8 protein-coding genes, 2 tRNA genes and 3 rRNA genes are annotated in these 14,650 nt (G+C 56.9%); 3 read left to right on the forward strand and 10 right to left on the reverse strand.

Going from position 1 to position 14,650, the window contains the following annotated elements:
* Nucleotides 1-134: 134 nt before the first annotated feature.
* From rrf to urtA, 10 genes are all read right to left on the reverse strand, one after another.
* Nucleotides 135-250, reverse strand: a 5S ribosomal RNA gene (gene rrf / locus KEM63_RS15575).
* Between the two features lie 143 nt (nt 251-393).
* Nucleotides 394-3,283 (reverse strand): 23S ribosomal RNA (locus KEM63_RS15580).
* Nucleotides 3,284-3,578: 295 nt separating this feature from the next.
* Nucleotides 3,579-3,654: transfer RNA gene (locus tag KEM63_RS15585), tRNA-Ala, on the reverse strand.
* A 27-nt stretch (nt 3,655-3,681) separates the two neighbouring features.
* A tRNA-Ile gene (locus tag KEM63_RS15590) sits at nt 3,682-3,758 on the reverse strand.
* Nucleotides 3,759-3,864: 106 nt separating this feature from the next.
* Nucleotides 3,865-5,401: ribosomal RNA gene (locus KEM63_RS15595) — 16S ribosomal RNA — on the reverse strand.
* Together the 16S, 23S and 5S rRNA genes with 2 tRNA genes alongside form the textbook arrangement of a ribosomal RNA operon.
* A 611-nt stretch (nt 5,402-6,012) precedes the next feature.
* Nucleotides 6,013-6,702 (reverse strand): urea ABC transporter ATP-binding subunit UrtE, encoded by a 690-nt coding sequence (gene urtE / locus KEM63_RS15600; protein ID WP_223653249.1) that lies wholly within the window; start codon nt 6,700-6,702, stop codon nt 6,013-6,015.
* Between the two features lie 14 nt (nt 6,703-6,716).
* A complete protein-coding gene (gene urtD, locus KEM63_RS15605) occupies nt 6,717-7,457 on the reverse strand; it encodes an urea ABC transporter ATP-binding protein UrtD (RefSeq protein WP_223653251.1) in 741 nt (246 codons plus the stop codon).
* The gene (gene urtC, locus KEM63_RS15610; RefSeq protein WP_223653253.1) at nt 7,454-8,620 is read right to left on the reverse strand and encodes an urea ABC transporter permease subunit UrtC; all 1,167 of its coding nucleotides are present in this window, start codon (nt 8,618-8,620) and stop codon (nt 7,454-7,456) included. The genes urtD and urtC overlap by 4 nt, the downstream gene beginning before the upstream one ends.
* 27 nt (nt 8,621-8,647) lie before the next feature.
* Complete coding sequence (urtB, locus tag KEM63_RS15615) at nt 8,648-9,568, reverse strand: urea ABC transporter permease subunit UrtB (protein ID WP_223653255.1); 921 nt, start codon at nt 9,566-9,568, stop codon at nt 8,648-8,650.
* 70 nt (nt 9,569-9,638) lie between these two features.
* Nucleotides 9,639-10,838: an urea ABC transporter substrate-binding protein gene (gene urtA / locus KEM63_RS15620; protein WP_423747869.1), complete on the reverse strand. Its 1,200-nt coding sequence runs from the start codon at nt 10,836-10,838 to the stop codon at nt 9,639-9,641.
* A gap of 489 nt (nt 10,839-11,327) precedes the next feature.
* On the opposite strand from urtA, the gene fmdA reads away from it, so the two are divergent.
* From fmdA to KEM63_RS15635, 3 genes are all read left to right on the forward strand, one after another.
* Complete coding sequence (fmdA, locus tag KEM63_RS15625; protein WP_223653259.1) at nt 11,328-12,557, forward strand: formamidase; 1,230 nt, start codon at nt 11,328-11,330, stop codon at nt 12,555-12,557.
* Between the two features lie 72 nt (nt 12,558-12,629).
* Complete coding sequence (locus KEM63_RS15630) at nt 12,630-12,953, forward strand: FmdB family zinc ribbon protein (protein ID WP_223653261.1); 324 nt, start codon at nt 12,630-12,632, stop codon at nt 12,951-12,953.
* A gap of 52 nt (nt 12,954-13,005) precedes the next feature.
* The gene (locus KEM63_RS15635) at nt 13,006-14,646 is read left to right on the forward strand and encodes a sigma-54-dependent Fis family transcriptional regulator (protein ID WP_223653266.1); all 1,641 of its coding nucleotides are present in this window, start codon (nt 13,006-13,008) and stop codon (nt 14,644-14,646) included.
* Nucleotides 14,647-14,650: the final 4 nt, after the last annotated feature.

The following is a 14,650-nucleotide window of genomic DNA, read 5'->3' on the forward strand; positions in this document are numbered from 1 at the left end:
CGCCACCGCAGATTGAATGGAAATATACTGGCTTTACGCCCGCTGCAAGCAGCCTGAGCCCGCGCTGGCGTGTATTTTTGCCCCACAAAGAAGAACGCCCCGATCTTGTTCAGATCGGGGCGTTCGGTATAGGCGCTTGACGATGACCTACTCTCACATGGGGAAACCCCACACTACCATCGGCGATGCATCGTTTCACTTCTGAGTTCGGGATGGGATCAGGTGGTTCCAATGCTCTATGGTCGTCAAGCAATTTGTCGCTGACCGGTTTTGAGTCCGAGCAGCTAAAAGCTTGGGTTGGTGATAGAAGTCAGACGGTGCCTGTAATCTCGTACAGTTCCAGCTTGTCGTTTGTCTGTCTTGATCGTTAACACCAGATTGCTTGGGTGTTATATGGTCAAGCCACACGGGCAATTAGTACTGGTTAGCTCAACGCCTTGCAACGCTTACACACCCAGCCTATCAACGTCGTAGTCTTCGACGGCCCTTTAGGGGAGTCAAGCTCCCGGTGAGATCTCATCTTGAGGCAAGTTTCCCGCTTAGATGCTTTCAGCGGTTATCTTTTCCGAACGTAGCTACCCGGCAATGCCACTGGCGTGACAACCGGAACACCAGGGGTTCGTCCACTCCGGTCCTCTCGTACTAGGAGCAGCCCCTCTCAAATCTCAAACGTCCACGGCAGATAGGGACCGAACTGTCTCACGACGTTCTAAACCCAGCTCGCGTACCACTTTAAATGGCGAACAGCCATACCCTTGGGACCGGCTTCAGCCCCAGGATGTGATGAGCCGACATCGAGGTGCCAAACACCGCCGTCGATATGAACTCTTGGGCGGTATCAGCCTGTTATCCCCGGAGTACCTTTTATCCGTTGAGCGATGGCCCTTCCATACAGAACCACCGGATCACTAAGACCTACTTTCGTACCTGCTCGTCGTGTTGGACTCGCAGTCAAGCGCGCTTTTGCCTTTATACTCTACGCACGATTTCCGACCGTGCTGAGCGCACCTTCGTACTCCTCCGTTACTCTTTGGGAGGAGACCGCCCCAGTCAAACTACCCACCATACACTGTCCTCGATCCGGATAACGGACCAGAGTTAGAACCTCAAAGTTGCCAGGGTGGTATTTCAAGGTTGGCTCCACGCGAACTGGCGTCCACGCTTCAAAGCCTCCCACCTATCCTACACAAGCAAATTCAAAGTCCAGTGCAAAGCTATAGTAAAGGTTCACGGGGTCTTTCCGTCTAGCCGCGGATACACTGCATCTTCACAGCGATTTCAATTTCACTGAGTCTCGGGTGGAGACAGCGCCGCCATCATTACGCCATTCGTGCAGGTCGGAACTTACCCGACAAGGAATTTCGCTACCTTAGGACCGTTATAGTTACGGCCGCCGTTTACCGGGGCTTCGATCAAGAGCTTCGCCGAAGCTAACCCCATCAATTAACCTTCCGGCACCGGGCAGGCGTCACACCCTATACGTCCACTTTCGTGTTTGCAGAGTGCTGTGTTTTTAATAAACAGTTGCAGCGGCCTGGTATCTTCGACCGGCATGAGCTTACGGAGCAAGTCCTTCACCCTCACCGGCGCACCTTCTCCCGAAGTTACGGTGCCATTTTGCCTAGTTCCTTCACCCGAGTTCTCTCAAGCGCCTTGGTATTCTCTACCTGACCACCTGTGTCGGTTTGGGGTACGATTCCTAGTTACCTGAAGCTTAGAGGCTTTTCCTGGAAGCATGGCATCAACCACTTCGCTTTCTAAAAGAAAGCTCGTCATCGGTTCTCGGCCTTAAGATCCCGGATTTACCTAAGATCTCAGCCTACCGCCTTAAACAAGGACAACCAACGCCTTGCTGGCCTAGCCTTCTCCGTCCCCCCATCGCAGTAACTAGAAGTACGGGAATATTAACCCGTTTCCCATCGACTACGCCTGTCGGCCTCGCCTTAGGGATCGACTCACCCTGCGTCGATTAACGTTGCGCAGGAACCCTTGGTCTTCCGGCGTGGGAGTTTTTCACTCCCATTGTCGTTACTCATGTCAGCATTCGCACTTCTGATACCTCCAGCCAACTTCTCAATTGACCTTCACAGGCTTACAGAACGCTCCTCTACCGCTCATCCTAAGATGAACCCGTAGCTTCGGTGTATGGTTTGAGCCCCGTTACATCTTCCGCGCAGGCCGACTCGACTAGTGAGCTATTACGCTTTCTTTAAAGGATGGCTGCTTCTAAGCCAACCTCCTAGCTGTCTAAGCCTTCCCACATCGTTTCCCACTTAACCATAACTTTGGGACCTTAGCTGACGGTCTGGGTTGTTTCCCTTTTCACGACGGACGTTAGCACCCGCCGTGTGTCTCCCGTGCTGACACTCACTGGTATTCGGAGTTTGCATCGGTTTGGTAAGTCGGGATGACCCCCTAGCCGAAACAGTGCTCTACCCCCAGTGGTGATACACGAGGCGCTACCTAAATAGCTTTCGAGGAGAACCAGCTATCTCCGAGCTTGATTAGCCTTTCACTCCTATCCACAAGTCATCCGCTAACTTTTCAACGGTAGTCGGTTCGGTCCTCCAGTGCCTGTTACGGCACCTTCAACCTGCCCATGGATAGATCGCCCGGTTTCGGGTCTATACCCAGCGACTAAACGCCCTATTAAGACTCGGTTTCCCTACGCCTCCCCTAGACGGTTAAGCTCGCCACTGAATATAAGTCGCTGACCCATTATACAAAAGGTACGCAGTCACAGAACAAGTCTGCTCCCACTGCTTGTACGCATACGGTTTCAGGTTCTATTTCACTCCCCTCACAGGGGTTCTTTTCGCCTTTCCCTCACGGTACTGGTTCACTATCGGTCAGTCAGGAGTATTTAGCCTTGGAGGATGGTCCCCCCATGTTCAGACAACGTTTCACGTGCGCCGTCCTACTCGATTTCACAGTTAAGAGCCTTTCGCGTACGGGGCTATCACCCACTATGGCCGCACTTTCCAGAGCGCTCCGCTAAACTCAAAACTGCTTAAGGGCTGGTCCCCGTTCGCTCGCCACTACTTGGGGAATCTCGGTTGATTTCTTTTCCTCAGGGTACTTAGATGTTTCAGTTCCCCTGGTTCGCTTCACACACCTATGTATTCAGTGTGTGATACCTGGCTTATGCCAAGTGGGTTTCCCCATTCAGAGATCTCCGGGTCACAGGTCGTTTGCCACCTCACCGAAGCTTTTCGCAGGCTACCACGTCTTTCATCGCCTCTGACTGCCAAGGCATCCACCGTATGCGCTTATTCACTTGACCATATAACCCCAAACAATCTGCCTGTCGCCAGGTGACTGATCGGTGTCTGATCGTTGACATGATAAACGACAATCCGGAACTTGCACTTGAGATTACAAGTTACCTTAGCCATAACGTGTGCAGTGAAACACCCGTTATGTCTTGTCTTACTTCTATCACTTTCCCAAATTTTTAAAGAGCGACTGGTTCAGAGACCAGACATCAATGATCGACTTTGCCTACCACTCAAAGTGAATCATTCATGTATGAACTCTAGCCAGTTACAAGGCGTCGATGTCGGTTGCGCGGTCTGTCTTGGTGGAGCCAAGCGGGATCGAACCGCTGACCTCCTGCGTGCAAGGCAGGCGCTCTCCCAGCTGAGCTATGGCCCCGTGATAAGACCGTCACACCTCGACAATTGGTGGGTCTGGGCAGATTCGAACTGCCGACCTCACCCTTATCAGGGGTGCGCTCTAACCAACTGAGCTACAGACCCAATCGTCTCGGGCAACCCAGCAGCTATAACGCTACAACCCAATCGCCTTTCTTTCAGAATCAAGTAATTCGTGTGAGTGCTTGAAGGACCGTTGTGATCTGTCGATTAAGGAGGTGATCCAGCCGCAGGTTCCCCTACGGCTACCTTGTTACGACTTCACCCCAGTCATGAATCACACCGTGGTAACCGTCCTCCCGAAGGTTAGACTAGCTACTTCTGGTGCAACCCACTCCCATGGTGTGACGGGCGGTGTGTACAAGGCCCGGGAACGTATTCACCGCGACGTTCTGATTCGCGATTACTAGCGATTCCGACTTCATGGAGTCGAGTTGCAGACTCCAATCCGGACTACGATCGGTTTTAAGGGATTAGCTCCACCTCGCGGCTTGGCAACCCTCTGTACCGACCATTGTAGCACGTGTGTAGCCCTGGCCGTAAGGGCCATGATGACTTGACGTCATCCCCACCTTCCTCCGGTTTGTCACCGGCAGTCTCCTTAGAGTGCCCACCATAACGTGCTGGTAACTAAGGACAAGGGTTGCGCTCGTTACGGGACTTAACCCAACATCTCACGACACGAGCTGACGACAGCCATGCAGCACCTGTGTCTGAGTTCCCGAAGGCACCAATCCATCTCTGGAAAGTTCTCAGCATGTCAAGGCCAGGTAAGGTTCTTCGCGTTGCTTCGAATTAAACCACATGCTCCACCGCTTGTGCGGGCCCCCGTCAATTCATTTGAGTTTTAATCTTGCGACCGTACTCCCCAGGCGGTCAACTTATTGCGTTAGCTGCGCCACTAAAATCTCAAGGATTCCAACGGCTAGTTGACATCGTTTACGGCGTGGACTACCAGGGTATCTAATCCTGTTTGCTCCCCACGCTTTCGCACCTCAGTGTCAGTATCAGTCCAGGTAGTCGCCTTCGCCACTGGTGTTCCTTCCTATATCTACGCATTTCACCGCTACACAGGAAATTCCACTACCCTCTACCGTACTCTAGCCAAGCAGTTATGGATGCAGTTCCCAGGTTGAGCCCGGGGATTTCACACCCATCTTACTTAGCCACCTACGCGCGCTTTACGCCCAGTAATTCCGATTAACGCTTGCACCCTCTGTATTACCGCGGCTGCTGGCACAGAGTTAGCCGGTGCTTATTCTGTCGGTAACGTCAAAGTTGCAGAGTATTAATCTACAACCCTTCCTCCCAACTTAAAGTGCTTTACAATCCGAAGACCTTCTTCACACACGCGGCATGGCTGGATCAGGCTTGCGCCCATTGTCCAATATTCCCCACTGCTGCCTCCCGTAGGAGTCTGGACCGTGTCTCAGTTCCAGTGTGACTGATCATCCTCTCAGACCAGTTACGGATCGTCGCCTAGGTGAGCCTTTACCTCACCTACTAGCTAATCCGACCTGGGCTCATCTGATAGCGCAAGGTCCGAAGATCCCCTGCTTTCTCCCGTAGGACGTATGCGGTATTAGCGTTCCTTTCGGAACGTTATCCCCCACTACCAGGCAGATTCCCAGGTATTACTCACCCGTCCGCCGCTCTCAAGGGAAGCAAGCTCCCCTCTACCGCTCGACTTGCATGTGTTAGGCCTGCCGCCAGCGTTCAATCTGAGCCATGATCAAACTCTTCAGTTTTAATACTGATCGGGTTTTGAGAAAACCCTAAACCTGGCTCAGCCTTAGCTAAAAACTCATGAATTCACAAGAGTTACTTGCTTGGCTGATAATCTTGCGATCATCAAGCGTGCCCAGCAAGCACCCACACGAATTACTTGATTCATCTTGTTAAAGAGCGATTCGGTTCGCGTTTCCGCTTAACCAAGGCCGCGCATTCTACGCTAACCTTCTATTCCGTCAAGCTTTTTCGTGAAGTTTTTTACCGCCTCACTACTCGCTTGGTCGACCCGGCAAGCTCTCGCTTCTCCGTGTCAGGGAGGCGCATTCTACAGCAGCTCTCACCGCTGTCAACACCTTCCGACAACCTTCGATGAGTCGCCCCATCAACCCGCAAAGTCCGTTACCGCCAGCCTTCACAGAGCGGCGCATTCTACGCCTTCTCCCCAGCCTGTCAACCTCTAAATTATCGCTAACTTATTGATTGTAAAGCGCTTTATGCAAATAACCCCGACCAGGGAGACGCGCATTATAGGCCCCAGAGAAATGCCGTCAAGGGTTTTTTGTCCACCCGCTACCTGACACGAAAAAGCCCTCCCGGTTGCCCGGGAGGGCTTTGCCACACACGCGCTCTACACCGACAGGTAGCGGCTTATATACGCCTTGTCGATCTGGTCGCCCGCGGCCTCATGGACGATCTTGCCCTTGTCCATCACCAGCATGCGATCAGCCACGTTAAGCGCGAAGCTCAGTACCTGTTCGGATACCACGATGCTGATCTTGCGCTTGGCCTTGATCTCATTGAGCGTCGTCGCGAGCTGCTTGATGATGGACGGCTGGATACCCTCGGTCGGTTCGTCCAGCAACAATACCTTTGGATCGGCTGCCAGGGCACGCCCAATTGCCAATTGCTGCTGCTGCCCGCCCGAAAGGTTTCCCGCCTTGCGGTGGCGCATTTCCAGCAGAACCGGAAACAGCTCGTAGATATCCTCGGGCACCGTCTTGCGTCCGGACGCTTCCAGGCCGGCCTTGATGTTCTCTTCCACCGTCAGTGTCGGAAACACCATGCGGCCCTGCGGGACGTAGGCGATGCCACTGGCCACCCGCTGGTAGGACTGGGCCCTGGTGAGATCCTTCCCCTGAAAGGAAATGTCTCCACCGTTGCAGGGCAGCATCCCGATCAACGACTTGAACAGTGTCGTCTTGCCCATTCCGTTGCGGCCCATGATCGCCACTGTTTCGTTGGCGCCTACATCCAGGGACACGCCGTGGATGACTTCGCTCATACCATAGCTGACGCGCAGGTCACGTACATTCAACATGTCAGGCTCTCCCTTCAATGACCCAGATAGACTTCGATGACCTTCTCGTTCTTCTGCACATCGTCCATCTTGCCCTCGGCCAGCAACTTGCCCTGATGCAGAACGGTCACGCGGTGAGCGATATCCTTGACGAAGTCCATGTCGTGCTCGATGACGATCACCGAGCGATTCTTGCTGATCCGACGCAAGAGGTCGGCGGTCGCCTCACGCTCTGAAACGCTCATGCCCGCCACCGGTTCATCCAGCATCAACAACTCCGGATCCTGGATCAGCAGCATGCCGATTTCCAGCCACTGTTTCTGCCCATGGCTGAGCAGACCGGCGCTGGTTTCGAGTCGGTCAGCAAGAAATATTTCTTCGGCGATCTCCTGAACCCGAGCCTGCACCGCGTCGGTGACCTTGAAAAACAGACTGCCGAAAACAGTCCGCCCTCCCGGGTAGGACAGCTGCAGGTTCTCGCGCACCGTCAGGTTTTCGTAGATGGAGGGCGTCTGAAACTTCCGGCCAACGCCTGCCTTGACGATGTGGTTTTCCGCCAGCTTCGTCAGCTCCGTATCCTTGAACCTGATTGATCCCGATGTCGCGCGGGTCTTCCCGCATATCAGGTCGAGCAGCGTCGTTTTGCCTGCACCGTTCGGGCCGATCACCACGCGTACTTCGTTGCGTTCAACGTACAGATTCAGCCCGTCAACCGCCTTGAAGCCGTCAAACGAAACGGTCAAATCCTCGATCGCCAGCAGAATTGGCGCGCTCATGATGTCATCTCCTGTGCCCGGTTAGCTGTAGCCGGTTTCGACTGTGCATCGAGCCTGGCCTGCCGCTCCGCCGACCTGCGCTGCAGGACGCGATCAACGTGTGGCTGGACGAAGTCGGCGTACAGACCAGCCAGGCCTCGGGGAAACAGCAGCACCACGCCAATGAACAGCGCACCCATGAAGATGATCCACAACTGCGGAAAGCTTTCCGAGAGCAATGTTTTCGCCAGGCTCACCAGAAGGGCGCCGTACACCGCGCCGACCAGAGAGAGTCGCCCGCCCACGGCACAGAAGATCACCATCTCGATCGAGGCGACGGTCCCGACAAACGAGGGCGACATGAAACCGACCTGCAGGGCGAACATCGCACCGCCGATGGCCGAAAAGATGCCGGCCAGGGCGAACACGAAGATCTTGATGTTGGCAACGTCATAGCCCGAAAAGCGAACCCGGTCCTCCTGGTCACGCATGGCGATCAACAGCTTGCCGTAGCGACTGCTGAGGACGAACTGGCCGATTAGCAGGCAGATGATCAGCAGCGTGCAGCAGGCAAAGTACAGCAGATACTTGGCGCTATCGGGGCGGATGTCCCAACCGAGCATTGTCCTGAGATCGGTTATCCCGTTGATACCCCCGGTGTAGCCCTGCTGGCCGACGATCAGGATGGTGGCAATGGAAGCGATTGCTTGCGTGATGATGGCGAAGTACACGCCGCCCACCCGCCGCTTGAACATCGCCACGCCGATCACGAACGCGAACAGTGCCGGTACCGTCAGGATCAGCAGCACTGTCAGCGTCAGGCTATGGAAGGGCATCCAGAACATCGGCAACTCGGTGATCTGGTTCCAGTCCATGAAATCCGGAATACCCGGGGTGCTCTGGATCGAGGTGTTCTCCGGGCTGGAGGCTTCCAGCTTGAGGAACATCGCCATGCAGTAGCCACCGAGCCCAAAGAAGATCCCCTGCCCCAGGCTCAGCACGCCGCCGTAGCCCCAGCAGAGCACCAGTCCCACTGCGACGAAGGCGTAGGTGAGGTATTTGCCCACCAGGTTCAGACGAAAAATGTCTACCGTCAGCGGCAGCACCACCATGAGCAGCAGCGCCAGCGCCAGAATGTGCAGCAGCCGCTGCCGTCCCCCGAAAGCGCTTATCCAGTTTTGCATATCAGTAACCTCCAGCCGGTACGCCGCTCAGCGGCGCACCTTGCTTGCAAAGAGTCCCTGGGGACGGAACATCAGGATTCCAACGACGACCAGGAGCGTGATGACCTTCGCCATGGAGCCGCTGAGGAAGAATTCGAGAATCGACTGCGATTGGGCAATACCGAACGCGGAGACAACGGTGCCGAGCAGACTGGCTGCGCCACCGAACACCACGATCAGGAAGGTATCGACGATGTACAGCGAACCCGTGGTCGGCCCCGTCGAGGCGATCGTGGTGAACGCCGCACCGGCAACGCCGGCGATGCCGCAACCAAGAGCGAATGTCAGTCGGTCGACGCGCTGAGTGTTGATACCCGCAGCGTTGGCCATGGCACGGTTCTGCGTCGTCGCGCGGACCTTGATACCCCACCGGGAGCGGTAGAGCAGAAATACGACACCCAGGGTCATCATCAGCGTGACGACCATGACGAACAGCCCGTTGAGCGGTATATCGATGATGTCGGTGGGTGCCCAGGAGCCCATCAGCCAGTCCGGCATGGAGACACTCACTTCACGCGGGCCGAAGGTCGAACGGAAAATCTGCTGAAGGATCAGCCCCAGACCCCAGGTCGCCAGCAGGGTATCCAGCGGCCGGTGATACAGCCGGCTGATCATCACTCGCTCGACCAGATAGCCAAGTAGAAATGCACCGGCAAATGCCGCGCCGATGGCGAAGGGAAAGTAGACCTGTTGCAACCACGGTGAGCTGGAAGCCACCTCGGAAACCATCCAGGTGATGTACGCACCCAGGGTGAGAAACTCCCCGTGTGCCATGTTGATAACGCCCATCTGCCCGAAAATGATGGCCAATCCGAGGGCCATCAGCAGAAAGACGCAGAACAGACTCAGGCCACTGAATCCCTGCATGATGAAAATGGCCGTGAGCTCTTGCGCTGAATAACCGCCCATAGTCGCTCTCCTAATCTTCGGACGATGCGGCCCTGGCGGGCCGCATCCTTGTTGCTACTTACCGCTAGGCTTACTGGTAGCCCTTGGGGAAGGGATTCGGCTCGATCAGGTCGGACTCGTACACCACTTCCGCCTGGCCATCAGCCTTCCACTGCCCGACGCGCAGCTTGCTCCACAGGTGATGATTCTCGTGCACCTTCACATAGCCTTCCGGCGCGGTTTCGAGCTCGATACCGGCGGAGGCTTCAGCAATGGCGTCAACGTCGAAGCTGCCGGCTTTCTCCACCGCAGCCTTCCACAGCCATGGGCCAAGATAGGCAGCCTGGGTTACGTCGCCGATCACGCTGTCTTCACCCCAGCGGGCCTTGAACGCCTTGACGAACTCCTGGTTGTTTTCGTTATCCAGCGACTGGAAGTACTTCATTGCCGAGTAGTAGCCGGCCATGTTCTCGCCACCGATGCCCAGCACTTCGTCTTCAGTTACCGAAATGGTCATGATGGTCTGGCGCTCGGGCGTGATACCCGCGGCCTTGAGCTGCTTCCACCAGGCGACGTTGGAGCCGCCGACAATGCTGGCGTACACCACGTCAGGCTTCTTCAGGCGGATCTTGTTGATCAGCGAGCCGAAGTTGGTGTTGCCCAGTGGGTAGTACTCTTCGCCGATGACTTCGCCGCCGAGCACGTTTTCGATGTGCTTGCGGGCGATCTTGTTGGAGGTACGCGGCCAGATGTAGTCCGAGCCGACCAGGTAGAAGCTCTTCGCGCCCTTCTCCTTGGCGATCCAGTCGAGGCCCGCGATGATCTGCTGGGTGGCCTCCTGACCGGTGTAGATAACGTTCTTGGACTGCTCCAACCCTTCATAGAAGGTCGGGTAGTAGAGCATGCCGTTTTCCTTCTCGAAGACCGGCAATACCGCCTTGCGCGAAGCGGATGTCCAGCAGCCGAACACCGCCGCCACCTTGTCCTGAGTCAGCAGCTTGCGTGACTTCTCGGCGAACGTCGGCCAGTCACTGGCGCCGTCTTCCTGCACGATCTCGATCTTGCGGCCAAGTACGCCACCCATCTCGTTGATCTGCTCGATAGCCAGCATTTCCGCTTCCACCGAACCGGTTTCGCTGATCGCCATGGTGCCGGTGATCGAGTGCAGGATGCCTACCTTGACCGTGTCATCGGTGACAGCCAAACCAGTGGTGTTGACCTTGTCGGTAGGATAATCCGCGGCGCCAGCCACGCCGGCGAAGCCCAGGCCCGTGCCCAGGGCTACCGCCATGAGGTGGCGCTTCCACGCCGGCGTCTTGCTACTTGAGTCATGCATAAGGTGCTTCTCCTTAGTGTGGATGTAACTGGTGAGCGAGTTCCTGTCCCCCTCTCCGTTCACCTGTCGATCCAACCCTGAGCAACCCTTGTGCCATGTCCCGACACGCCCGTGAAAATTCCACGCAAAGGCCTGTCAAGCGCTTGTAACTTAATCATTTTTCAGCTGGCCCAGACCTGGCGTCTCTCAACCGTCCGGTCGCCGGCCCGCACCAGCACGGCGCACGCCTTCACATTGTCATGACAATGTCATCGCCATCGCCTGGACATTGTTAAACAGGCTGTCGCCATGAGCCTGCCAATACTTGGCATTGGCAATCCAACTCATTGATTCAAAAGGTTTATGTCTGTCCATGACAAAGCTGGCACGACATCTGCTCTGTGTCCTGCACCGGCCAATCTGCAAGGCCTGATATGCCACCTACACCTAGAGGATGCTCCCGTCATGGCTGAAACACTGATCAAGATCGATCTGAACAAGAGTCCCAAGGAACACGACACCATTCATAACCGCTGGCACCCGGACGTACCGATGGTGGCGACGGTCAAGCCGGGCGCCGATTTCATCATCGAATGCATGGACTGGACCGGCGGACAGATCGGCAACAACGACAGCGCCGAAGACGTACGCGATGTCGACCTGACCAAGGTTCACTATCTGAGCGGCCCGGTTGCCGTGGAAGGAGCCGAGCCCGGTGACCTGATGGTCGTGGACATTCTGGACATCGGCGCCTTCGCCGATCAGATGTGGGGCTTCAACGGCGTGTTCGCCAAGGAGAACGGCGGTGGCTTCCTCACCGAGCATTACCCTGAAGCACGCAAGACGATCTGGGACTTCAACGGCATCTATACCAAGAGTCGGCACATTCCCGGCGTGGAATTCATCGGTCTGATGCACCCTGGCCTGATCGGCTGTCTGCCGTCGCAGGAGTTGCTGGATGAGTGGAATAAACGCGAACAGGCGCTGATCGACACCGACCCGGACCGCGTTCCCGGCCTGGCCAATCCGCCGTATGCCCCGACCGCCCATGTCGGTCGCGCCACCGGCGATGTGGCCAACAAGATCGCCGCCGAGGGTGCTCGCACCGTGCCCCCGCGGGAACACGGCGGCAACTGCGATATCAAGGACCTGACCAAGGGCTCGCGGGTGTTCTTTCCGGTCTACGTGAAGGGCGGCGGCCTGTCGATGGGCGATCTGCACTTCTCCCAGGGCGACGGTGAGATCACCTTCTGTGGCGCCATCGAGATGGCCGGCTGGATCCACATCAGGGTCAACCTGATCAAGGACGGAGTGAAGAAATACGGCGTGAAGAATCCGATCTTCCAGCCCAGCGACCTGTCACCCGGCTACAAGAAACATCTGATTTTCGAAGGCATATCTGTCGACGAAAACGGCAAGCAGCATTATCTGGACGCCCACGTCGCCTACCGCCAGGCGTGTCTGAACGCGATCGAGTATCTGAAGAAGTTCGGCTACAGCGGCGCACAGGCCTACTCGATCCTCGGCACCGCTCCGGTGCAGGGCCACATCAGCGGCATCGTCGATGTGCCCAACGTCTGCGCAACCGTGTGGATTCCCACCGAGATATTCGACTTCGACATTCAGCCGAACGCCGATGGCCCGAAGATCATGGTCAGCGGTGACGAAGTCCCGACGGCCATGTGGAACAAGTAAGCGCCGCGAATGCCGTCCGCTCCAATTGGGAGCGGACGGCTTCCCTTGAATGCACCACCAGGGAGCACATTGATGCCTGTTTACGATTTCGACTGTCCTGATTGCGGCGCCTTCGAAGCGCTTTTGCCGAGTGCCGAGCGCAACCTTCCACGTCAGTGCCCGGTCTGCGAGCAACCCATGCAGCGGCTGGTCTCCGCACCGCGTTTGCGAGTGCTCAGCAGCCAGCAGCGCAACGCTCACGAGACCAATGAGCGCAGCGCCAACGCGCCCAAGGTTACCCACGGGCATAGTTGTTGCAGCTCATCACGTTGCAGCCACAAGCCTCGCGCGGAGGGGCAGCCACCCGCGCTCAAACAACAAACCGGCCCACGCCGTCCCTGGATGATCAGCCACTAAGTGCTGTGCGGGCGGTGCCGGGTCTCGCACCCAGGTATCGGAGCCTGCACAGATGACGATTTCCCTCCCGGAACGGATGTCCCAGCAGATGAAGCGCGAACTGGTCGTGATTCTGGAAATGGCCAAGCTGATGGAAAAGCCCCTCGATGCGCCTCGCACGATTCAGGGCCTGCTGCGCCTGCTGTCCCAGCTGTACGGCCTGAACTGCGGGCGGGTAAGCCTGCCTGATGCAGCGACCAGCACGCTTCAGGTGCGCTACTCCTACGGCCTGTCTCCGGAAGACCTCAAGGCCGGGCGTTTCAACCTGAACTTCAACGAAGGGGTGACCGGCTACGTCATGCGCACTGGCTCGATAGGCCTGGTACCGGATGTGGAAAAGGAGCCGCTGTTCATTCATCGGATCACCGAGCTGTCTCACCACAGCGGCGGGCGCATGGCATTCATCGCCGTACCCATCCTGGAGACCGGCACGCCGATTGGCGTGTTGTCGGTGCAGCGCGAAGGACTGCACGAGCGTCCGTTCGATAGCGACATCAGCCTGCTGCGCGTCGCTGCCGCGATGATCGGTCAGCTACTGCGCATTCACAAGTTCGTGGTCGAGCAGACAGCGCATCTGGTCAAGGAAAACCAGAACCTGCGCCACAGCATTGCTGTGGAAGGCATGCTCAAGCAGAGCCTTGCCCATGGGATTCTGGGTACCAGCCAGGCGTTGATGGACGCGGTGCGCTCGGCCATCCAGGTCGCGCGCAGCGACGCACCAGTGATGCTGTTGGGCGAGTCGGGGACCGGCAAGGAAAAGTTTGCACGCATGACCCACCAGCAGAGCGACCGCCGGGAAAAGCCGTTCATCTGCATCAACTGCGCCGCCATCCCGGCCGAATTGCTGGAGTCCGAGCTGTTCGGGCATGTGAAAGGCGCCTTTACCGGGGCCTCGCAGAGCAAACAGGGCAAGATCCTTCAGGCCGACGGTGGCACGCTGTTTCTCGACGAGATAGGTGATATGCCCCTGGCGCTGCAGTCCAAGCTGCTGCGCGTCTTACAGGAAAAGAAGGTCGACCCGATCGGCAGCATGCAATCGGTGTCGGTCGACTTCCGGGTCATCACCGCCACGCACGTGAATCTGCAGGAATCGGTCAACCAGGGCAGCTTTCGTCTGGACCTGTTCTACCGGCTGCATGTGGTCCCGGTTCACCTGCCACCGCTGCGCGAGCGGCAAGGCGACATCAAACAGCTCGCGCTGCATTTTCTCAACGAGCTCAACCATCACTATGAGCGGAACTGGAGTCTGGCCGGGGACGCGTTTGCCGTGCTCGAGAACTTCGACTGGCCGGGGAACATCCGCCAGTTGCAGAACGTGATGGAACGCACCGCGCTGACCAACGACGAGGATCTGATCAGCGCAGACAAGTTGCGCCAGAGCCTGGCCTCCGAAAGTGCGATTCACATACCCCAGCGTCATGCGCCCGCCGCCGCAGCGCCGCCTGCAATGGTCGACGTCACCGTGAACGGCCAGGACAACCGCACCTACGGCCGCTCGTACAACTGGGTACACCAGGATGAAGCGGAAACCATTCGCGCCATGCTGGCCCTGACCAACAACAACCAGTCGGAGGCCGCACGACGGCTGAAGATCAGCCTCCGGCAACTTCGCTATCGGGTCGACAAGCTGGGCATCGAGCGCCCGGGACCCTGACAAC

It is taken from the genome of Halopseudomonas nanhaiensis, from assembly GCF_020025155.1.
GTDB lineage: Bacteria > Pseudomonadota > Gammaproteobacteria > Pseudomonadales > Pseudomonadaceae > Halopseudomonas > Halopseudomonas nanhaiensis.